At 55.5% G+C, this 22,458-nt stretch carries 20 protein-coding genes; 3 read left to right on the forward strand and 17 right to left on the reverse strand.

Annotated elements, in window-relative coordinates:
- The first annotated feature begins 139 nt into the window (after positions 1–139).
- On the forward strand, positions 140–1,576 hold the full coding sequence (pdxR, locus tag BBD41_RS05130) for a MocR-like pyridoxine biosynthesis transcription factor PdxR (RefSeq protein ID WP_237087014.1): 1,437 nt from the start codon (positions 140–142) through the stop codon (positions 1,574–1,576).
- A 138-nt stretch (positions 1,577–1,714) separates the two neighbouring features.
- Here pdxR and BBD41_RS05135 read toward each other — a convergent pair whose 3' ends face one another.
- The 8 genes from BBD41_RS05135 to BBD41_RS05170 form a co-directional block, all read right to left on the reverse strand.
- Entirely contained in the window at positions 1,715–1,903 is a 189-nt protein-coding gene (locus tag BBD41_RS05135; protein WP_007129672.1) for a hypothetical protein, read from the reverse strand.
- 331 nt (positions 1,904–2,234) lie between these two features.
- Positions 2,235–4,001: a dihydroxyacetone kinase subunit DhaK gene (dhaK, locus tag BBD41_RS05140; protein WP_099476900.1), complete on the reverse strand. Its 1,767-nt coding sequence runs from the start codon at positions 3,999–4,001 to the stop codon at positions 2,235–2,237.
- A gap of 161 nt (positions 4,002–4,162) precedes the next feature.
- A complete protein-coding gene (locus BBD41_RS05145; RefSeq protein WP_099476901.1) occupies positions 4,163–5,656 on the reverse strand; it encodes an arylsulfatase in 1,494 nt (497 codons plus the stop codon).
- A 441-nt stretch (positions 5,657–6,097) separates the two neighbouring features.
- Positions 6,098–6,688: a YdhK family protein gene (locus BBD41_RS05150; protein ID WP_099476902.1), complete on the reverse strand. Its 591-nt coding sequence runs from the start codon at positions 6,686–6,688 to the stop codon at positions 6,098–6,100.
- A 155-nt stretch (positions 6,689–6,843) separates the two neighbouring features.
- The gene (locus tag BBD41_RS05155) at positions 6,844–7,182 is read right to left on the reverse strand and encodes a YolD-like family protein (RefSeq protein WP_077565234.1); all 339 of its coding nucleotides are present in this window, start codon (positions 7,180–7,182) and stop codon (positions 6,844–6,846) included.
- Entirely contained in the window at positions 7,179–8,450 is a 1,272-nt protein-coding gene (locus BBD41_RS05160) for a DNA polymerase IV (protein ID WP_077565232.1), read from the reverse strand. The genes BBD41_RS05155 and BBD41_RS05160 overlap by 4 nt, the downstream gene beginning before the upstream one ends.
- On the reverse strand, positions 8,447–8,830 hold the full coding sequence (locus tag BBD41_RS05165) for a YhjD family protein (RefSeq protein ID WP_077565230.1): 384 nt from the start codon (positions 8,828–8,830) through the stop codon (positions 8,447–8,449). Before BBD41_RS05165 ends, BBD41_RS05160 begins: the two co-directional genes overlap by 4 nt.
- 216 nt (positions 8,831–9,046) lie before the next feature.
- Positions 9,047–10,348 carry an NCS2 family permease gene (locus BBD41_RS05170; RefSeq protein WP_077565228.1) on the reverse strand — a complete coding sequence of 434 codons (1,302 nt, stop codon included), beginning with the start codon at positions 10,346–10,348 and terminating at the stop codon, positions 9,047–9,049.
- A 130-nt stretch (positions 10,349–10,478) separates the two neighbouring features.
- Between BBD41_RS05170 and BBD41_RS05175 the strand changes: the two genes are divergently transcribed.
- Entirely contained in the window at positions 10,479–11,189 is a 711-nt protein-coding gene (locus BBD41_RS05175; protein WP_077565226.1) for an SOS response-associated peptidase, read from the forward strand.
- A 109-nt stretch (positions 11,190–11,298) separates the two neighbouring features.
- On the opposite strand, the gene BBD41_RS05180 is transcribed toward BBD41_RS05175, so the two are convergent.
- The 4 genes from BBD41_RS05180 to BBD41_RS05195 all read right to left on the reverse strand — a co-directional run bounded on the left by BBD41_RS05180 (position 11,299) and on the right by BBD41_RS05195 (position 16,492).
- Positions 11,299–11,586 carry a stage VI sporulation protein F gene (locus tag BBD41_RS05180; protein WP_077565224.1) on the reverse strand — a complete coding sequence of 96 codons (288 nt, stop codon included), beginning with the start codon at positions 11,584–11,586 and terminating at the stop codon, positions 11,299–11,301.
- Positions 11,587–11,727: 141 nt separating this feature from the next.
- Complete coding sequence (gene recG / locus BBD41_RS05185; RefSeq protein ID WP_077565223.1) at positions 11,728–13,779, reverse strand: ATP-dependent DNA helicase RecG; 2,052 nt, start codon at positions 13,777–13,779, stop codon at positions 11,728–11,730.
- An 18-nt stretch (positions 13,780–13,797) separates the two neighbouring features.
- The gene (locus BBD41_RS05190; RefSeq protein WP_099476903.1) at positions 13,798–14,655 is read right to left on the reverse strand and encodes a DegV family protein; all 858 of its coding nucleotides are present in this window, start codon (positions 14,653–14,655) and stop codon (positions 13,798–13,800) included.
- A gap of 49 nt (positions 14,656–14,704) precedes the next feature.
- Complete coding sequence (locus BBD41_RS05195) at positions 14,705–16,492, reverse strand: DAK2 domain-containing protein (protein ID WP_077565219.1); 1,788 nt, start codon at positions 16,490–16,492, stop codon at positions 14,705–14,707.
- A 371-nt stretch (positions 16,493–16,863) separates the two neighbouring features.
- On the opposite strand from BBD41_RS05195, the gene rpmB reads away from it, so the two are divergent.
- Positions 16,864–17,052, forward strand: coding sequence for a 50S ribosomal protein L28 (gene rpmB / locus BBD41_RS05200; protein ID WP_007129659.1), 189 nt, complete (start codon positions 16,864–16,866; stop codon positions 17,050–17,052).
- Between the two features lie 533 nt (positions 17,053–17,585).
- Here rpmB and spoVM read toward each other — a convergent pair.
- From spoVM to BBD41_RS05225, 5 genes are all read right to left on the reverse strand, one after another.
- Entirely contained in the window at positions 17,586–17,666 is an 81-nt protein-coding gene (gene spoVM, locus BBD41_RS05205; protein ID WP_034273235.1) for a stage V sporulation protein SpoVM, read from the reverse strand.
- 161 nt (positions 17,667–17,827) lie between these two features.
- Positions 17,828–18,487: a ribulose-phosphate 3-epimerase gene (gene rpe, locus BBD41_RS05210; protein WP_099476904.1), complete on the reverse strand. Its 660-nt coding sequence runs from the start codon at positions 18,485–18,487 to the stop codon at positions 17,828–17,830.
- 5 nt (positions 18,488–18,492) lie between these two features.
- Complete coding sequence (gene rsgA / locus BBD41_RS05215) at positions 18,493–19,401, reverse strand: ribosome small subunit-dependent GTPase A (RefSeq protein ID WP_099476905.1); 909 nt, start codon at positions 19,399–19,401, stop codon at positions 18,493–18,495.
- Positions 19,402–19,497: 96 nt separating this feature from the next.
- Positions 19,498–21,684 (reverse strand): Stk1 family PASTA domain-containing Ser/Thr kinase, encoded by a 2,187-nt coding sequence (gene pknB / locus BBD41_RS05220; RefSeq protein WP_099476906.1) that lies wholly within the window; start codon positions 21,682–21,684, stop codon positions 19,498–19,500.
- A complete protein-coding gene (locus BBD41_RS05225; RefSeq protein ID WP_077565211.1) occupies positions 21,681–22,457 on the reverse strand; it encodes a Stp1/IreP family PP2C-type Ser/Thr phosphatase in 777 nt (258 codons plus the stop codon). The genes pknB and BBD41_RS05225 overlap by 4 nt, the downstream gene beginning before the upstream one ends.
- Position 22,458: the final 1 nt, after the last annotated feature.

Genomic DNA, 22,458 nt, shown 5'->3' on the forward strand with positions numbered 1-22,458 from the left:
CTATGAGACGGCGACGATATGCAGCAACCTATATGGAATTTGTCATCATTATGTTACATATTGAAAAGCGATGAGGCTTGCAAAGGATGGTATGATAACAGGAGCGCCGCAACCATCTTCAACCGAAAGGATGAACAATTTGTGGGAACTTGATCGGACCAGCACCAAACCCCTCTATAAACAAATTGCCGACGAACTGGAGCAAAAAATCGCTTACGGCGAATTCCCGGCCGGCAGCTTGCTCCCATCGGAACGAAAGCTGGCGGACCAGCTCGGGGTGAACCGCAGCACCGTGGTCTTGGCCTATTCGGAGCTTCGCTCGCTGGGAATTCTGGAGAGCCGTCTGGGCAGCGGCACGTGGGTCAGCGTCACAAAGTGGGGCGTCACGCCAAAGCATACGCCGAACTGGCACCGTTATGCCGAAGGCGGCAGCTTTCTTCCAAGCCCGCCCTTTTTGCGCAGAATCCGCGAGGCGCTTGAGCTCGATCCTTCGATGATCGATTTTGCAGGCGGCGAGCTTGCCGCCGAATTGTCGCCGCTCGAGGAGCTTCATACCATCATGAGCGAGAAATTGCCCTTGATGTATCTTGGATACGACAACCCGCAGGGCTATGAGCCGCTGCGGGATACGCTCGTTTCATTTTTGCGGGAATACCGGGGCATCCATACGGCGGCATCCTCCATTTTAATTACATCAGGGTCCCAGCAATCGCTGTACCTCATTACGCAATGCTTGCTGTCGCCGGGGGATGCGGTCGCTATCGAAGATCCTTCGTACTGCTACTCCCTGCCTATGTTCCAATCGGCCGGGCTGCGCCTGTTCCGGCTTCCCGTCGACGAACAGGGCATCCATCCGGATGACCTTTACGAGCTGTATCATAAACACCGCATCAAAATGATTTTTCTCAATCCCAACTTCCAGAATCCGACGGGGGCCCTGCTCTCTCCGGAACGAAGGGAGCGTCTGCTGCATATTGCAGGCGAGCTCGGGCTGCCGATCGTTGAGGATGATCCGTTTAGCATGACAGCTTATGACGGGACGCCGGCGCCTTCACTGAAATCGGCGGACCGCGCCGGCTCCGTTCTCTACATCGGCTCCTTCTCCAAAATGGCGGCGTCCGGACTGCGCGTCGGCTGGATGGTGGCCCCCCATTCGATCGTGAAACGGCTGTCCGATGCAAGGCAGCAGATGGATTTCGGATTAAGCGTCGTTCCCCAACAGGTAGCGGCCCAATTTTTGAACTCCCGCTATTTTCTTCCCCACATCGACCGGCTGAGGTCCAGATTGCGTCATAAACGCAATTTAACGATCGCCGCACTGGAGCGTGAGCTCCCCGGCATGATTCGTTGGAGGCACCCGGAGGGCGGCCTGCATCTGTGGTGCACCATCGCGCCCGAGGTGAATGACGGCAAGCTGCTTGAGGCCTGCATTCAGCGGGGCATGGTTTTCGTTCCGGGCAGCGTCTACGGATCCGCCTCCGGCCATGTGCGCCTGACATACGGCCGGGCGAATACGGAGGATATCCCGGAGGGCATCTCCCGGTTCGCCGCTGCCTTAAGGTCCGTCTTAAACTGACATCTCTCCTATTATGCTGACCACGCATTATGGTAACCACGCAATGACGTAACCAACGCAATGACGTAACCAAACTCAATGATGTAACCATACGCAAAAGGCTCCCGGTGCTTGACCGGGAGCCTTGCGCGCCTATCGTCATTTAAAGATCAGCCATATCGCGATGAACGCAATGATGGAAGCCAGATAGATAATGAGCAGTTTCGTTAGATTTTTTCGGGTTTTGCGCATATAGTTCGGATTTTCTTTCTGGTTTTCCTTGGACAATCCCACCAGCAGTGTGGATACGCCGCCGATGATTGCCAGGGCGATCACGATGATGTACATAACCAATCCCCATACAACCCCATTCGATTATTCATTGTGACCTAACACCCCATGGAGCGGCTCCATGAGTTGATCCGGCGATTTACTTGCAAGTTTCATTATAATGAACAAACGGGACCCGCACACCATCCAATTGCCAAGCAGTTGCTCCCATCCAATTATGCCCGGCATACCGTCCTCGCCGTCCCCATGCATCCAGCGCTCTGCTTTCCTTAGGATTTTCGTTCCGGCCCGCAGCAGATAAATAGCAGCGCCTCAAGAATACATGCTCAACCCCAAGACATTAAAGAGCCGAGGTCGTCTTTCCATGCCTGGGAGAAGCTGCAAGGGACTATTTCCGAAAAGACTCAGAGAGCGCCGTAAATATGACGCCAAGCGCATGGGCACCAGCGTCGGGATACCCGATGCTCCGCTCGCCGACCGTGCCGGCCCGTCCCATCCGCGCTGCAAAAGTTTCCGTCCGCTTCGCGCCTTCCACCGCAGCCCGGGCCGCATTGACGCCGGCTTCGATCAGATCTTCGCCGGAGCCTGCGCTCGCCTTCCAGGACTCCGCATAAGGGATCAGGGCATCCATCAGCGTCTTGTCGCCGACGACGGCTCCTCTGCCGAAGGAGCGTTCCCCCGTCTCCTGGATGCCCTTAACGACCGCAGCCAGCATTTCGGCGATTTCCGGTACGCTCAGCTCCGTACGGCTGCCGGCATATTTGCCTGCGGCGCGGAAGGCGGAGCCCCATATCGGACCGGATGCTCCTCCGCAGTGCTCCATAATGACCAGCGAGCATGCCCCGAGGAAGCTCCCCATATCTTTCGCCTGGGATAATAGATCGTCCCATTCGGTCTTGAGCTGCTTGAAGCCTTTGGCCACGCTCATGCCGAAGTCGCCGTCGCCTGCATGGGCATCCAGCTCGCAGAACGGAACTTCATTCTCGATAATGATTTCGCTCATTTTATCGATGGCATAAATCAGATTGTGAAGCGACAATCGGTCTCCCCGAATGACCGCATATGCCTCATCGGTTATCGTCCGGAACGACACCGGCTTCGGGCTGTCCTTCTCCGCCGAATCTCCGATGTACCGGACCGGCTGATGATCCCCCTGCTCCCGGACGACGAGGGCCGGCGTGCTGCATTCCGCGCTCAGCCAGCGCTTCCGTTCATCATTTAAGTTCATGATGGACAGCGAAGCGCCTGCCATATCAATGCTGGTCATGTAGTTCCCGACAAAGACCCGGTATACCGCCACATTCAGGCGATGCAATTCCCGCATAACCGCATGGTTCAGCAAATATAGCTCCTGCACCGGCGTTCCCCCGAATCCGTTGACCAGCACGGCAGCCTCCTTCACGGAAGCGCCGCCGGCCTGCAGGCTTGCCAGCAGCTCCGCCACCATCCGCTTCGCCAGCTCATCCGCGGACACCATCTTCTCCCGGCGGATTCCCGGCTCGCCATGGATGCCGACTCCATACTCCATCTCCTCATCGCCGATGGAGAAGGTCGGTGTGCCTTTGGCCGGCACCGTGCATGAGGTGAGCGCAAAGCCGATGCTTTTGACGTTGTCAATCGCGCTTTGCGCCGCGGCTTTGACCTCATCCAGAGACAGCCCGGCTTCAGCGGCTGCACCGGCGATTTTATGTACCAGCACCGTCCCTGCGACGCCTCGCCGCCCTACGGTATACAAACTGTCCTCCACGGCAATGTCGTCATCGACTTTGACATAATCGACCTGAAGGCCGTCCTCGCCGGCCAGGTGGGCGGCATTCTTGAAATTCATCATGTCTCCGCTGTAATTTTTAATGATCATAAGCGTTCCCTTGCGGCTGGCCGTTGACTTGAGCGCCTGATATACCTGGATCTGGGATGGCGAAGCAAACACGTCGCCGCAGACGGCCGCGTCCAGCATTCCCTTCCCTACAAAGCCGGCATGCGCCGGTTCATGGCCGCTGCCCCCGCCGCTGATCAGGGTGACTTTATCCTGATTAAGCTCTCTTTTCTTAATGAACGTATATTTCGGGTCAAACTCCAGCTCCGGATGAGCCATGACAAAACCGCTGCACATTTCCTTGACGAGGTTCTCCGGTTTGTTCATGATCTTTTTCATTGTATCGCATCCTTTTCTATCGAAATTCAGCTGCTCCAAGCGACATGACCATAATGTCATTATACATAAAGTATACCTGAAGTGCGTGCAGGCTCAGGGAACCGTTCACGACTTTGCGTCATTTTCGGATGACGGATTCGAAAACATGCGGGCATTCAACCTCATACCCGGATATGCGACAGCACGGCTTTCGGCTGGCGGCCTGCAATGAGCTTCCGGCCATCCGTATAGCCCTCTTCGCGCCCTTCCAGCTCCCGAACCAGGACGGATCGCCAATGATTGATGCGCTCCTGATGCGGTTCATCCTCGATCGCATTGTGAAGCTCCTGCGGGTCATGCTCCAGATCAAAGAACTGCTCCTCGCCGGTTTGGGAATACCAGATGAACTTCGCCTTCCCGTCCGTGACCCAGTGGCTCGACTGAAGCCCTTGAGCATGCTCGCCATGCAGGTGGCTGCGCCAAGCCACGGCTCCTTTCTTCCCTCCCTGTTCTGCCGATGCGAGCCCCCAGATGCTCTGTCCTTCCACCGTATCCGGGACAGGCACACCGGCTGCTTCAAGCAGCGATGGCATAATATCCCGCAGCTCCACCAGTTGATCCGCCACCAGGCCGCGTTTTAATCCCAGACGGTTCCCCGGATCGTTTACGATAAACGGCACATGGGCGCTTCCTTCGTACGGCAGAGACTTGCGGAACAAATGGTGGTCCCCGAGCAGCTCGCCATGGTCGGAGGTGAACACAATCACTGTATTGTTCAGCTCCCCATATTCGTGTAACGCCTGAAGGAAACGGCCGATCTGATGATCCAAATGCGTGATCAGGGCGTAATAGGCCGCCATGGCTTTACGCAGGCGCCTTTTGGGCACGAGTCCCCGCCCCGTGACCGGGGAAAGCCCCGCCTGAGAGACATCCTCCTTCTCTGCCCAATCTCCAACCGGCGGCTCCGGTATTTCGGCTTCCTCATACAGGTCCAGATAGGCTTGCGGGGGATCGAATGGCGGATGCGGGCGCACGAAGGACATCCACAGGAAGAACGGCTTCCCGGGGTCCCGGCGCCGGAGGAAATCAATGGATTGCGTGACCGTCCAATTGGTCGGATGCAGCATTTCGGGCAGATGCCAAGGCCGGGCGACCGTCGATGCGTTGCAGTCAAGGCCGAGATCGATCAGATCCGCCCCGGGTACCCGCTCGCGAAGCCACGGAACATAATCGTCGACTTGATCGTAGTGCTCCTGCATCGGAATGCTGTGATTGTTGCGGTTATGGTGCAGATACCCGTCATGGAGGACGACGTTATGAAATCCCATCAAGCTGCGCGCAGGATACACATGCATCTTGCCGACGCACTGCGTATGATAACCCGCTTGCGCCAGCTCTCCCGGCAAGGTTTTCTCGTACTTCCAAGGGACGCGGTCCTGATATCCGACGCGGCCGTGAGTTCGCTGCGATTGTCCGGTAAAGATGGCTGCCCGTGCAGGCACGCAGGTCGGCGTAGCCGAATAGGCGCGGCTGAACCGTACGCCGGTTCGGGCGAGCTCGTCCAGATTGGGCGTCTCGACGACGGGATGGCCCGCAATGCTAAGACAATCAAAACGCATCTGATCCACCGTAATCAACAACATGTTAGGCCTTTCTTGGCTTTGGCTAGACTGCATTCCATTTCCTCCCTGGCATATGTACGTCTAAAGCGTAAAGCGTTTTCAATTTCTGATTACCTTCATTAAACCTTCGTTTGGATGAAAAGTAAACCTATACTCCGGATTCTGTCGCGGTGAAGGGGGCTTTCTGATCTTTTTGCGATGCAGCTGTTTGGTTTGGGCACCCTCCTCGTCCGGCGTCTATGTTTCGGGATACCTCCAGGACAACATCGGCTTTTAGGGTAACGGATTCGGGAGGATGTCTAGCGAGTGAGTAAACGAAAAAAACGGACACGCCGCAGCGAGTCCGTTCCTAGAGCGTGGGCGTGCAATGACTGCAAGTGACTGCAAATGACACCCCATTTGACATGCCCTGAATGAATTGCTTCATTCATGAATACGTGTAACCAAAAAAACCGCTTGCCGGAGCTTTCACGTAATGCTTCTATCCATGCCAAATCATGACTGGACCGGCGATAATTCGCTTTCCGTCACCCATTTATGATTCTTCACTTCCTCGCCGCCTGTCGTCGGCGTGAAATCCACCATGTACACCGTCGTCTGCTGGGCCGAATCGATCTTTGCGGTTGCGCCCTTCATCCCTTCCATGTGGTATGCATTAACGACGACTTCCGTCCCTGGCTGCAAAGGTGGAGCTCCCGGGTTCTGCAATTCTTCGTGAATGACCCACTTATGATTCTTGACCTCTTCCCCGCCGGTGGTCGGCGTGTAAGAAATCGTATAAACCGTTGTATCGTAAGCACCCACAATCGTAGCCGTTGCTCCCTTCATGCCCGCCATGTGATCGGAGTCTATGATGGCTTGCGTGCCTATGCCATAAGTCGGATTCGGGGCCTCCTTCAAGCCTTCGGGCACCTCGCCTGAGCCGGAATGATTCATATTGCTATGGTCCATTTCCCCCGCATGGCCTTGATTTCCTGCACCGCCCGTATCGCCGTTCGTATTTGTACTGCCGCAAGCTCCCAGGACCAAGAGCAAGGACGCGGCGATGAGCCATACAGCCATCGGTTTTAATCCTTTTTTGAACATCGTTCCAAAAACTCCTTTCGATCCGTGATGCTTCCGATCATATCAACCGGTTGTGAAGAACCTGTGTAGCTCGTTCTATTTCATTTCTGCCCGCTACTATCCTGTTCATACCCAAAACGGCGGCAGGTAATCTGCCGCCGCCTCAAACCAGCTTATTATTTGACGGATACGATCTCATCGATCTTTATCCATTCCCACTCCCCGGGTCCGACGGCCAGCTTGATCTCCCGTCTTTGAGTCAGCACGGTCGTAACGACACCGGTTAGCTCGACATCCTCGTATTCATCGTAAAGCTGCAACGAAATGGTCCGGCACTCATGAAAAGATTCGGCCAGCATGCGCTCGATCAGCTCCATTTCCTGCGGATCCAGGTTCGGCTTATCCTTTCTCCCCTCTTCAAGCTGCCGCCGGATAATCGTCGCTTTATGCTCGGGCAGCATCATGCGGCTGGATTCCCACAGCCCGTTGCCTTCCAGCTTTTTTCGTGTTGTCATTTAAAGTGTCCTCCTATCTTAGCTGAACGATCCAACGCTTGGCCGGCCTCGGTTTTGGAGACGGCCCGAATGACGATGCCATCCCCGTACTTGCGCTTTAAGGCATCGGTCACCCGCTCAAGCGCCATCGATTTCTCGCGCCCCATATCGAAGAGGGACAATTGATATTCCGTATCGGGGGTAAGCTGCGATAAACTGACGCCCACCCTGCGGATCGGCAGGCCGTCCCAATATTTCTCCAGCAGCCTGCACGCCCAGCGGTAAACTTGATTCGTAATGTTGGAGGGGTCCTCCATCTTCATTTGCCGCGAAAATCCCGTAGGGCGGTCAAAATCCGCTCCCATGCAGCCGACGGTTACGACATGGCCCATAAAGCCGAGCCCGCGGCATCGCTGGCATACGAGCTCCGTCAGCTCCAGCAGCACGACCTTAATTTCCTCCAGCCTGCCGTAATCGCGGGGCAGGGTCATCATATGACCAACCGACTTAGGATCGACCTGGTGCGTGCCCGGACGTACGGGGCTATCATCGATCCCGTTGGCAATTCTCCAGTACAGTTCAGCCTGGATATCCGAGTTTTTCCCGAACTTTCGCCGCATCATCTGCTTGAGCTTAGGGAGGGGGGTCTGGGCGACGCTGCCGATCGTCGGCAGCCCCATGACATTGAAATGCCGGGTCATTCTGCTGCCGGCCATAAACATATGGTTTACGGGAAGCTTCCACAGCGTTTCGGCAAGATTTTCTTTAGGCAGGGTGTAGATTCCGGATGCGGATTTTTTCGCGTAATTGTCGCAGGCCGTCTTGGCGAGAATTTTCGTTTCGGAAATTCCGAAGCGTGTATGCACCCCTGTCGCATCCTTAACATGAGCCTGAATCATTCGGGCAAGCTCCTCCGGCGTGCAGCCGTACAAATGCAAGCTGCCGGTCACGTCAAGGAACTGCTCGTCGATGCTGTACGGCTCCACCAAATCGGTATAGGATTTATAAATCTCCGTGATCTGCATGGAGACATCGATATACCTCTGCATCCGGGGCTTGATAACGACGACGTCCGGACATTTCGCGAGCGCCTCTCCGAGCCTTTCGGCTGTCGTTATGCCTTTAGCCTTAGCAATCGGGCATGCCGCCAGCACGATGCCGGACCGTCGTTCCGGATCGCCGGCAACGACTAGAGGGCGGTCTTTATATTCGGGATGCTCCGCCTTCTCCACGCTGGCGTAAAAAGACTGGCAGTCCGCTAACATGACAACCCGTTTGGCCGGCTTCATGACAGACACCCCTTGTCTGCGATTTTCAAGCCCAGGTAGCTGTACGACCGCTCCTCGATTTCCGCCTCGATCAGCCCCCACAGCATGGACAGCTTATGGCGATACCCTCTGCACATAAATTCCACTTCAATTCCGAGCCTGGTCTTTCGATTGTCGTATACCTTTAAGCCGATCTCTCGCATGTTCCTTCGAGCCGCCGTTAAATCGGCCAATGCCGCCCTCTGTATGCGCTCGATCATAACCTTGGTCAGCTCTGAGGACTTTAGATCCGACCGGAACAGAATGTCCCGGTCATGTTCCAGCACATCGAGCAATAACGGCAATAGAGCGTAGTCCTTTACCAGCTTGGTTTCGTCTGACTTTAGCCCAATACTCAACATCACTATCCACCTCGTAACGGGAACGTTTGTTTGTATTATATGCGAACATTCGTTCTTTTATCAATGTAAATTTAACCCTGTTGTCCCCGGGGCGTCCCTGGGAGTCGGCGGGATCCATTAAACTTTCGCAGCAAACAAGCCCCTCCGGCACGCAAGGCCGAAGGGGCTTGTCAAAACAAACGGATCATCAAGAAGGTGGTCCTGCGGGGCAGAACATCAATGCGGCACAAACACAAGCTGCAGAACAAACAGCACGGCAAAAATATACATAAGCGGATGAACGGCTTTCCACTTGCCTTTTACGATTTTCATCAGCGGGTACGAAATGAACCCGAACGCAATGCCGGTCGCAATGCTGGACGTAAGCGGCATCGTCAGAATGACGAGGAAAGCCGGGAACGCCTCGTCAAAGTCCCTCCAATCGATATGGCGGACATTGCTCAGCATCAGGCATCCGACCACGATCAGCGAAGGCGCCGTAATCGCAGACAAGCCGGCGACGGCGCCGATGAGCGGACTGAAGAAGGCCGCTACCACGAACAGGAGCGCCACGACCACTGAGGTAAGGCCGGTCCGGCCGCCTGCGCCGACGCCTGCCGCCGATTCAATATAGGCGGTGGTCGGACTGGTGCCGACCATCGAGCCGGCAACGGTCGCCACGGAGTCCGAGAACATCGCACGCTCGGCCCGGGGCAGCTTGTTATCCTTCATAAAGCCCGCCTGTTCGGCAACGCCGACGACTGTGCCGGTCGTATCGAACAGCGTCACCAGCAGGAAGGAGAACACGACCGCATACAGGCTGTGGGAAATAACATCGGACGCCGCCGTGATCGGGTTCCATACGAGAATTCCTTCAGGGAGCGCAGGCGCCGACACGACACCGTTCGTAAACGACAGCATTTCCGCAAAATAAGCAATGATTCCCGTAATAATCATCCCTATAAACAAAGCGCCCTTCACATCGCGGGACAACAGGATCAATGTTACGACCAAACCAACCAGTGCGAGCACCACGCTTGGTTGATGCAGGTCACCGAGCGCCACCAAATTATCCGGATGCGCTGTAATGATACCGCTCATCCGCAAGCCGAGAAAGGCAATGAACAATCCAATTCCGACGGTTATCGCATGCTTCAGATTCGCCGGGATCATCTCGATCAGCCTGCGCCGAAGAGTCGTCATGGACAGCAGCAGGAACAGGATACCGGCAATGAACACCGCCGAGAACGCTTCGATGTACCCAAGTCCCGCATGCCCCTGAACGACAGAATATGTAAAATACGCATTCAGCCCCATCCCGGGCGCAACGGCGATCGGATACCTTGCCACAAGTCCCATCAGCAGGGTGCCGATCACGGCAGCAATGATCGTCGCCGTGAAGCTCTGCTCAAACGGCACACCGGCCTCGGACAATATGAGCGGGTTCACCACCGTAATATAAGCCATTGTAAAGAAGGTCGTAATACCGGCAACCACTTCGGTCTTTACCGAGGTGCCGTTAGCTTTTAAATCAAACACAAAATATCCTCCATTTCTAATGCTTGTAACATGAGAGAAGCCAAGAGCTTCTTGGGGATGCGGTCCCGCGCATGGTATACTTGAAACTAAAAACCGATGATTTCGCTTGTTGAGGAGGCCGAAAAAACCGATGTGCGGACGTTTTACGCTCACCGTCACCTGGGAAGAGCTGATGATGAGGTATCTGATCGATCCCGAGTCCGTCTCTCCCTTTCACATGCCACGCTACAATATTGCCCCGACGCAAATGGTAACGGCCATCATCCATGACGGGCGGTCCAACCGGATCGGCCAGCTGCAGTGGGGACTTGTCCCATCGTGGGCGAAGGACCCCTCCGCCGGCAGCAAGATGATCAATGCGCGAAGTGAAACGCTTGAGGAGAAGCCTGCTTATAGGATGCCCTTTTATCGGAAAAGATGCCTCATTCCTGCCGACGGATTTTACGAATGGCAGAAAACCGACGCAGGAAAGCAGCCCCTTCGCATCAGCATGCGCAGCGGACGCATCTTCAGCATGGCCGGACTCTATGACACGTGGATCACGCCGGACGGGCAGAAATTAAGCACCTGCACCATCATTACAACGGAGCCCAACACGCTGATGGAGCCCATCCATAACCGGATGCCGGTCATTCTCCGCCCGGAGGACGAAGCGCTATGGCTTGACCGTAGCCCGGCCCTGGAGGGAAGCGATCCGGGCGCATCCTCCGCGCTCGAGCCGCTTCGCGAGCTCCTGAAGCCCTATCCGGCCGAGGAGATGCAGGCCCATCCCGTCAGCACCATCGTCAACTCCGTCAAGAATGATACGGAGGAATGCATCCGCTCGATAACAAGCAGCTGATATCCCCGCAGCGAATGAACCCAAACGCAAGAAGCCCCCGGCTGAGGAGGAGACCCTTCCTCCGGGGGGCTTCTTCTTATGCTGAAATCTCCCGATGCATGCTCAATTTTTAACGGAACATCCCCCACAGCTTGATTAAATGAAATGTATTGTTCGGATCGATGCGCTGTGCAAGCACGAATTGAACGATCTGCTGTTCCTGCACGGAGCTCAGCCTTTCGTTTAAGATGCCGCTGGCGGTTCGCACCAATTGATGGACCTTCACGCTGTTCTGCAGATCCGCCTTGGTCAAGCCTTGCGTCAGGCCCTTGATTCTTTCTTTGACGAGCGGGTTTTTCATCTTAAGCTTGATGCGTTCCACCAGCTGCGGACTAATCCCGTACTGCTGATAACTCAATGGTAAGGCACCTCCCGTAATAATTGCTGTCGCCTTTTTTGAGTATATGACGAAGGCCCGTCCATTGTGCCAACGGATTCCCGCATCCTGCCCGCTCCCGGCTTGAGGCTGCTTCTTCGAAGCTTCTACGCCCCTTGGATTTTAATCCATAATATCGCCTTGAAAAATCTTCTCCTGCTGCAAATAATCCCGCAGCGGCTCATATTCGGGCGAGGTCCAGAAGGAGCTGTCGCTCACCAGAGCGGCCGCATCATCCCTTGCCTCCTCCACGACTTTGAAATCGGCCACCATGTCGGCCAGCCGGAATTCCGGCAGACCGCTTTGCTTCGTCCCGAAGAAATCCCCGGGCCCCCGCAGCTCCAAATCCCGCCGGGACACCTCGAAGCCGTCCTCCGTTTCGGTCATCACCTGCATCCGCTCCTGCCCAACCTCGGACTTCGGATCGGCGACCAGCACGCAGTACGACGCGTGCTCACCGCGGCCGACCCGGCCCCGCAGCTGGTGCAGCTGCGACAAGCCGAAACGGTCGGCGTCCATGATGACCATCAGGGTGGCGTTCGGCACATCGACGCCGACCTCCACGACCGTGGTCGAAATTAACAGCTGCACTTCATTCTCATAGAACTGGCGCATCACTTCATCCTTCTCGGCGGGCGTCATCCGCCCGTGCAGCAAGCCGACCCGATAGCGCGGGAACGCCTGCTGCATCTGGACATGCAGATCGATCGCATTTTGCACATCCAGCTTATCCGACTCCTCGATCAACGGCGCGATCAGATACGCCTGCCGGCCCTGATCCACTTCCCTGGAGATAAAGCCAAGCACGCGGTCCATCAGATCATGCTTGACCCAATACGTGGTGATCGGAATGCGCCCCTTCGGACGCTCCGACAGCGTCGACACATCCATATCGCCGAAGGCGGTGATAGCCAGCGTCCGCGGGATCGGCGTCGCGGTCATCGTAAGCACATCGGGATTGTAGCCTTTACGGCGCAGGATGCTCCGCTGGTTGACCCCAAACCGGTGCTGCTCATCGGTGACGACAAGACCCAGCTGCCGGAAAAATACATCATCCTGGATGAGAGCATGGGTGCCGACAACGACATCCGTCAATCCCATCTGGAGCGAGGCCAGCAGATCCTTGCGCTTTTTCCCCGTCACGCTTCCGGTAAGCAGGCCTACCGTAATGCCGAACGGCTCGAACAGCTTCTGCAGAGAGCGCATATGCTGCTCCGCCAAAATTTCGGTCGGCACCATCAAGGCCCCCTGAAAGCCGGATCGCACGGTTGTATACAAGGCGATAGCCGCAACGACCGTCTTACCGGAACCGACATCTCCTTGAAGGAGACGGTTCATGCAATAAGGAGAGCGCATGTCATGCAAAATCTCCAGCTCCACCTTTTTCTGGGCGTCGGTCAGCTCGAACGGCAGGCTGCGCACGAATTCCCGTATGGTGGCATTATCGGCCGTATGAACCACGCCGTCCATCCGGCCGCGGTTCAATGCGCGGAACGCCTGCATCTTCAGCTGGAACAGAAACAGCTCCTCATATACCATCCGGCGCCGGCCTTCCTGCCCTTCCTTGGAGTCGACCGGCTGATGGATCGTCATAATCGCACGCTTGCGAGGCATCAGATCGTACTTCTGCAGCAGCGGTTTCGGCAAAATTTCAGGAATCATCTCCCCGTACTGCTCCAATGCCTGTCCCATCGTCTTGCGGATCCAGGACTGCGTAATTTTCCCGCCGATGGAATAGACGGGCTGCAGTGTGCCGCTGCGGAACGCCCCTTTATCGGGAAATTCCGATTCCGAGACGGTCAGCTGCATTCTCCGTTGATCCCACTTGCCGGTCAGCACGATTTCCCGCCCGGCGGTCAGCTGGTCCTTCAGGAAATGCCGATTGAACCAGGTCGCCGTAAACATCCAGCTCTCGGCCAGCATTTTGCAGGTCAGGCGGGACTTTCGCCCGTAACGCTGCAGAACGGGGACGCTGGCGACTTTCGCCTGGATCGTGATTTTATCCCCGTCCTTCACTTCGCTTAAACTCCGTAGCCGGTAATCCTCATACCGGAACGGATAATATTCGAGCAAATCCTTAACCGTATAGACGCCAAAGGCGTGAAGCTCCCCTTCTTTCAGAGCGCTCACGCCGTTGATCTGTCTGACGGATATGGAATCGAGTTTGAGACTCATATCTATCATCTACCTCACTTAAGCAGGCCAAATATAAGCTGCAATCGTTCCCGGCCCGACATGCGTGCCGATCACGGGGCCGATTTCGGAATATACGACATCCTCCACCGTGAACACCGCTGACAGCTGCTGCAGGAAATCCTCCACCAGAGACCGGTCAGCCGTATGTCCCACAGCCACCTTGATATGACGAACCTCCGGCAGATCCTGCTGAAACAGCTCGATCATGCGGGCGGTCGCTTTCTTGCGTCCCCGAACCTTCTCCACCGGAAAAATAATGCCTTCATCATCAATGGACAGGATCGGCTTGATGTTAAGCAGCGTACCGAGCACCGCCGAAGCCTTGCCGATTCTGCCGCCCTTCTGTAAATACTCCAGCGTATCGACCAGGAAATACAGTCTCCGTTTGCTGCGAAGCTCCTCCAAGGAGGCGACGATATCCGCAGCAGCCGCTCCTTCTTCGGCAAGCCTTGCTGCATGTACGACAAACAGGCCGAAGCCGTAGGAGGCGGACTTGGAATCCCATACGGTAATATCCGCATCCCGCTCAATGAGCGAAGTCGCGAGCAGAGCGGACTGGTAGGTGCCGCTCAGTCCCGATGAAATGTGTATTGATATAATCGAACAGCCCGGATACCGGTCCAGAATGGATTCATACACGGCAACGAAATCCGCCGGCGACGGCTGGGAGGTGGTCGGCAGCTGCGCTGACTGTATCAGCTTCTTGTAAAATTCCCCCGCCGATATTTCAACACCGTCCAAATAGGTCTCTTCTCCGAACATCAGTCTCAGCGGCACGATATGAATGTTGTGCTGCTTCACCAGGTCTGCCGGAATATCCGCTGTGCTGTCTGTCACAATCACGGTCTTATTCACCGGAACCCCTCCTAAAAAAATACCTTCAAATGAACACCGGTCCGATCGATCAAGATTCTACAGAGAACAGATAGGCATAGATCGGCTGTCCGCCGTAATGAACCTCGACCTCCGCATCCGGATACTGCTCTTCAAGCCAATTCGTCAATGCGTTGGTCGATTCCTCGGATGCGTCCGCTCCCGTAAGCAGCGTGACGATCTCGTCTCCGGATTGAAGCATCTTGCCGAGCAGCTCCTGGGACGTCGTAATCAGATCAGGAGTCGCTGCCACGATGCTGGAGTTGCGGATTCCGATAAACTGTCCCGCCTTAATCTCCAAATCGTCGATCGTCGTGTCGCGCACCGCATAAGTCACCTGCCCGGACTGCACCCGGGAGATCGCATCCAGCATGTTGTCCGTATTCACGTCTATGCTCTCATCCTCTTGGAAAGCAAACGCGGCCGCAATCCCCTGCGGAATTGTCTTGCTCGGAATAACCGTCACTTGACGCTCGCCTTCCAGCAGTTCTCGGGCCTGCTGGGCAGCAAGCACGATATTGGAATTGTTCGGCAAAATATAGACTTGCTGCGCCGAAATCGAGGAGATCGCGTTCACGAAGTCCTCCGTGCTCGGATTCATCGTCTGCCCGCCGGACAGCACGACGTCAACGCCCAGGCTCTTGAAGATGTCCGAAATGCCGTCTCCCGAGGATACGGCGATGAACCCGTACGGTGCGATCTCATCCGCCGGCGGCACGGCCGGAGCTTCCGGAGTCTTCGGCTCGGCCGGGATATCGGCAAACAGCTCCGGCATCGGCGCAATATCCATGCCGGTCGTCAACAGCTCGCGATGCTGCTCACGCATGTTCAAAATATGAATCTGGGTGATCTCGCCATAAAGCAGTGCCAAATTCAGCACATCACCTGGAGCTTTGGAGTGAACATGAACTTTAATCGTTTCGTCATCGGAGATGACGATGATCGAATCCCCATTAACAGCAAGCGCTTTCCGGAATTGATCCTCATCAAATTCGGCACGTGCTCCATCACCAAGCTGACGATTGATGAAAAATTCCATATCATACAAGAACTCGATATCTTCCGTCGACAACTGGGATTGAGCGGATGATGGAGGTGCGGTAACCGCCTGGAGGCTCGGAGCCGGGATACTGACGGGCTCGGCTTTGCCTGTGACCGTTGCGGCTTGTCCCCCTGCGGCAGCAAACGTTCCGGGTGCACCCTCTCTACGGAGCGCTTCCAGGAATCCTTCATAAATATACACAAGACCCTGCCCGCCCGAATCTACGACGCCGACCTGCTTCAGCACCGGAAGCATCTCCGGAGTCTGCGACAATGTCTCCTTCGCCTTAGCCAGCACTTGCTCCATCAGCTCGATGATGTCGCTGCTGCGGCGGGAATAATAGACGGCATGCTTGGCCGCTTCCTTGGCAACGGTAAGGATCGTTCCTTCAACGGGTTTGACTACGGCTTTATAGGCAGCTTCAACCCCGGTCTGCAATGCGGCGGCGAACTGATGTGCATTCAGCTCCGCATAAGGTGCCGCATACCGGCTGAAACCGCGGAACAGCTGGGACAGAATAACCCCCGAGTTCCCCCGCGCGCCCATTAGAAGCCCCTTGGACAGTACACCGGCGCTGTGTCCGACGGATTCCGAGTGCTTGCTCTTTAATTCGGCAACCCCTGCGGTCATGGTCAAATTCATGTTCGTTCCCGTGTCGCCATCCGGCACCGGAAACACGTTCAGCGAGTTGACATGTTCCGCATGCTGCTGCAGCTGCTCCGCTCCGGCTAGGACCATCGCGGTAAATTCTGTTCCATTCAAAGAACGCTTACTCAATGAGAATTCCCCTTCCTGGCTTGATACCCTTTAAACCTTCTTACGAAAAACGTTATCTCTATTTGATAGCTAATAGCCGACGAAATGCCCAAAGCGATAAATAATAGACTTCCTATGATTAAACCGATCGCAACATGCTGATGGGCTGATCTCGTCTCCTCTCGTCTCGGGCAGTCTCCAGAAGCTTACGGAGTCATGCCGACCAGCCCACAATACACACTTGTATCTCGAATATTATGGACTAATCAACATTGTACTATAAGAAGAAAGAGAAATAAATGTTTTTAGGGCAGTTGACGCGGCAATTTTTACTGTGATATTATATTTAAGTATTGTTTCATGCAGGGTTTAGGAACAAGGAGGTGTAATTGATGGCTCGCAAATGTTATGTAACTGGCAAGAAACCAAGCAGCGGTAACCATGTTTCCCATGCTAATAACCACAACAAGCGCACTTGGGGCGTTAACGTTCAGAAGGTTCGCATCCTCGTGGATGGCAAGCCAAAACGTGTATACGTCAGCACTCGCGCATTGAAATCCGGTAAAGTGACTCGCGTATAATCATCTCATGCTATATGAAGAAAAACTTCTGTAATCTCCAGGGCGCTCCAATGGTAGGGGCGGCATCGGGACAAGGAAGTTTTTCTTGCGTTTACGATACATAATATGCTCCTAAACAAAAAGCACCTTCAGCGGATCGCAGGTGCTTTTTTTAGTGGGAGAAAGCAGCTCCTCCCCGTCTGTATCGCGAATTCCCCGTTAGCAAGCCTTCAGCGGCAAAGATCAGCGAGTGCCCTTATGCCGGGACTTCCGAAAGCAGATGCATTCTGTTTGTATGCAGGAAAAACTTCCGGTTTAGGTACGGGCTTCCACTTGGCGTTCATTATGTCCTGGGCTTCTTACCCGCGCATAAGAAGCTGAGGCCGGCCCGCTGCCAAGCCTGCACTCCCTTGCGCCGCGCAAGAACAGCCCCTTAAGCTGCAGTATGTCTTGTTCGCTCGGGCACTTCGATCGGTTTGCATCCTGCCTGTTCCCCTAGCCGGCATGGCGCGGCCGTCCCGGGCGGAGGTTTTGTGTTACGCCGGGACAAGCTGTCAGCTCTTGTGAAACGTGTTGAGAATCGCCTTCACAAAACCTCCCAGAAACTTCGGCAGCTTGAACGTATAGAATTTCATGTCTCACCCTCCCCATCATTCTCATGCCTTCCTAGACTATGTTATGCACCAAGCCCATAGATGTGAACACAGACAAAAAAGGCTACATGAGAACCCAGCTCATGTAACCATATTTATGCGGAAATTCCCCGCCCTATGACATTCGGACTGCCGCTTCCGGATTAAGATGTTGCGCTGTCCCGGATTCGGGCAATCGCTTCCGCCCGGTCGGCCTTGCCGAATACCGCGCTTCCCGCAACCAGCACATCCGCACCGGCGCCCGCTACCAGCGGCGCCGTCTCGGCCGTGATGCCGCCGTCCACTTCGATATGAAGGGAAGCCAGGCCAAGTTCATTGGCGCGTGTCCGCAGCTGCGAGATTTTGCCTACCGTCCGTTCGATAAAGGCTTGTCCGCCAAAGCCCGGATTGACGGTCATGACCAGCACGAGGTCGAGATCCGGAAGAATTTCCTCCAGAACATGCGCCGGCGTGGCCGGGTTGATGGCAACCCCTGCCTTTACCCCCTGCTCCTTGATCAGGTGAACGACGCGATGAAGATGCGGACAGGCTTCGGCATGGACCGTGATCAAATCCGCTCCGGCCTTGGCGAAATCGGCAACGTAGCGCTCCGGCTGCTCAATCATCAGATGCACGTCGAGCGTCAGCGCTGTATGCGGCCGGATCGCCTGGACGATCGGGGGCCCGAGCGTAATATTGGGAACAAAATGGCCGTCCATGACGTCCACATGAATCCAATCCGCTCCGGCCGCCTCCGCCTCCCTGATTTCGGATCCTAGCTTGGCGAAATCCGCCGACAATATCGATGGCGCTATTTTAATCATATCGCTTAATACCTCCGCTTCTTGTCTTTCATCTCCGTAAAAAACTCCACGTAGTGCTCGTAGCGGCCGACTTGGATGATTCCGTCCTCGGCGGCCTGGATCACCCGGCAGCCCGGCTCGTGCAGATGGCTGCAGCCTCTGAATTTGCATTCCGCTGCAAGGGGAGCAAATTCCCGGAAGCAGCTGGACAGCTCCTCGACGCCGAGCTCCAGGAAGTCCAGCTGGCTAAAGCCCGGCGTATCCGCAACATACCCGCCGTTATCCAGCTCGATCAGTTCGACGTGCCGCGTCGTATGGCGGCCGCGCCCGAGGCGCAGGCTAATTTCGCTCGTTTCCAGCGCCAGCCCCGGCATCAGGGCATTGAGCAAAGTCGACTTGCCGACCCCGGATTGCCCAGAGAACACGCTGATCTCGCCTGCCAGGCGATCCTTCACCTGCTGGACGCCAATGCCTTGAAGCGAGCTCGTGATCATCACCTCGTAGCCGATCTCTTCGTACATCCGCTTCACCTTTTCCGCGGATTCGTCCGAAGCTTCCGTCAGATCCTGCTTGGTCAGAACGATGACGGCGTCAAGCCCCGCGTGCTCAATATGCACGAGGAACTTGTCCAGCAGGAGCAGGTTCAGATCCGGCTCCTTAACCGAAAACAAGAGCACCGCCAAGTCGACATTAGCGACAGGCGGGCGAATTAATTCGGAAGACCGTGGAAGAATCTCATCCACGGTCCCCTCTCCATTCTCAGTCAATGAATACATGACGCGGTCTCCAACGAGCGGAGAGATGCCTCTCTTTTTGAAAATGCCGCGGGCTCTGCATTGAACCGCTTGGTCCTCCCCGGATATCAACTGGTTATCTCGCAATGGTTTCACATAGTAATATCCGCTTAGTGCCTTCACGATCAGTCCCTCGAGCATAAAATAGGCCTCACCTTTCTTGTTGAAATTTGGATGTATTTCATTTGGTTTTCACGATGGTATATACCAGACTGGCTGCTATCGCATTCCGCTTGATCATTCATTGCCCTTGCCGCGGCCATTGCCCTTACCATTTCCATTACCGTTGCCCGGCTCCCACTCGTAAGCGGAATCGTCTTCCGCGTCCGAGCCTTCCTCAGCGCCATCGGTGCCATCGGTGCCTTCGGTGCCATCGATTCCTTCGGTGCCTTCATCCGGATTCGTATCGACCTGCATATCCGGCGGTAAAGGCGGCTGTTCCATCGTTGGCTGCGGCACGGTTCCGTTCTTGACGTCGCTGTAGCTGACGCTGTACGTTTCCACCTGACGGCCATCCCGGAAAATTTGGACGGTAGCGTGCTTATCCGGTGCGAGCAGCAGCTTCACCGACACCCATTCGGAGGTCGTAATCGTTTTGTTTACGGCCTCTTGGTTGTCGCCCAGCGCGTCCGAGAACACGATGCGAATTTTGCTCTCCTGTCCTTCATAGGCCGGAGTGATCGGCACGCTGTAATTGTATTCCAGCGCCTCGGGCGGATAGCCGGAGCTGACGAAAAACGTAATTTTCTCCCCGGGGGCGACTTCTTGATTCGCCTCGTAAGGCCACTGCTCCATCACGATGCCTTGCTTGACTTCAAAGCTCGGTTTTTGCTTGACCGCATCAACGACCAGGCCCCGTGATTCGATCGCATCTCTGGCCTGCTCTTCGGTCATGCCGACGAGAGCCGGCATCTTGACAAATTTCTTGCCTTTGCTGACGACCAGACTGACTGCGGCCTTAGCAGGGTCGATGTCCGTATCGGGCGACGGATTTTGGCTGATGATCATGCCCGCTTCGATCTCGTCGTGGTTTTCTTCAGTCTTATTTATTGCCTTTACGTCAATGCCCAGCGCGGTCAGAGCCTCGACGGCTTGCTCATACGTTTTCTCGCTCAGGTTCGGCATTTTCTCAAGCGGCTTCGCAGCTCCTACGGACAACTGAATCGGAGAGTCTTTCTTCACCTTCGTGCCCTCCGGCTTACTCTGGTCAAATACTTCGCCTTCCACAACGTTCGGCTTGTATTCGCGGATCACTTCCGGATCCACCGTCAATCCTTCGCCCTCCAGCGTCCGGATGGCTTCCTCCTCGGTCATGCCGATTACCCCAGGTACAGTAACCTCCGGAACCTCGAGCATGTTGTTCACATACATGACCACACCGGCCATGATCCCCAGGAACAGCAGCACCGAAGCGACGATGACCGTCGGCTTCACCCATTTCTTCTTCGGCTTGCCCGGCGTCCGGTCCTCCTCATCATCCTCTTCGTCATCCTCATCCGGCTCATCGTCCGGATGATGGCTGCTGCGCTGCATCGTCTTGAGTGCCGGCATCACCCGCGTGGAATCCTCGTCATCCTCGAACTCCATCTTCGGCTCGTTCAAGCGCGAAGGCAGAAGGCAGGTCTCCAGGTCAGCCATCATTTCTTGAGCAGACTGGTAGCGCTCCTCCGGATTTTTGCGCATCGATTTCAGAATGACATTCTCCACGCTTTGCGGAATGAGCGGATTGACCTCCCGCGGCTCGTCGAACTCCTCCTGCAGATGCTTCAGCGCAACGCTGATTGGACTCTCGCCGAGAAACGGCAGACGGGCGGTCAGCATTTGATATAACACGATACCTAGGGAATATAAATCCGATTTTTCACCCGTCACGACGCCTTTGGCATGCTCGGGCGAAAAATAATGCACGGATCCGACAACCGATCCGGTTTGCGTAATCGTCGTCGACGTCACGGCCCGGGCAATCCCGAAATCGGTCACCTTCACCCGTCCGTTCCGTCCGATCAGAATGTTATGCGGCTTGATGTCCCGATGAATAATCTGGTTATGATGGGCATGATCCAGCGCATCACAGATCTGGGTGGCGATCCGCACTGCTTCGTCCACCTGCAGCGGCGCCCGCTCTTTAATGATCTCGTTCAAATTCTGACCTTCGATATATTCCATGACGATATAGTGCACGTCTTCCTCTTGGCCGACATCGTAAATGCTGACCACATTGGAATGGGACAGCGATGCGGCCGATTGCGCCTCGCGCCGGAACCTGCGAATAAATTCCTCGTCATGGACGAACTGCTGGCGCAGCACCTTGATCGCTACATTCCGGTTCAGCAGGATATCCTGCGCCTTGTAGACGAGCGCCATGCCGCCTCCGCCGATGCGTTCTATAATTTTGTAACGACCAGCCAATTCATGCCCGATCATGAATCCCACCCCTTTTTACGTTGCCCGACAACCTCTTCTTGATGCTCAAACATAGCGACTGTAATGTTGTCCTCGCCGCCGGCGAGAAGCGCCAGTTGAAGCAGGCGATCCGCCCGTTCCTCCAGAGGAAGGTCAAGGGAGCCGGAAATTTGACCAATCAGGTCGCGGCTTACCCGGTTGCTGAGTCCATCACTGCACAGCAGCAGCACTTCGCCGTCCGCAATCGATACCGGCGTAAGCTCAACCGTCACATCCTCATCCGTTCCGAGCGCCCGGCTCAGCACATTTTTTCGGGGATGGGTCTCCAGCTGATCTTCGGTGATCTGTCCGCTTTTATACAGCTCGTTCACCAGTGTGTGATCATCCGTAAGGCGCGTCACTTGCCCGGAAGCAACCTTATAAGCTCTGCTGTCCCCGATGTGCCCGATATAGCCTTCAGAGCCGCTGAGCAGCACCGCTACAATCGTCGTGCCCATATTGTGAAGCCGCTCATCGGACGAAGCCTCCTGATAGATCACTTCGTTGGCATGCAGAATCGCATCCCCGAGGGCGGCACGAATCCCTTCCAAAGGCATACCCGGCTCGAGGGAGGATAAATCCGCGGCAACCGTATCGACCGCAAGCCGGCTGGCCGTGTCGCCTGCCAAATGGCCTCCCATGCCGTCAGCGACCACACCCAGCGTATAGCCGTGCTCCAGCGTGCTCACAAACACAGAATCTTCATTGACAGGACGAACGCGTCCGACATGGCTGACATGAACCGTTCTGATCAAA

The organism is Paenibacillus ihbetae (assembly GCF_002741055.1).
GTDB classification, from domain to species: domain Bacteria; phylum Bacillota; class Bacilli; order Paenibacillales; family Paenibacillaceae; genus Paenibacillus_AQ; species Paenibacillus_AQ ihbetae.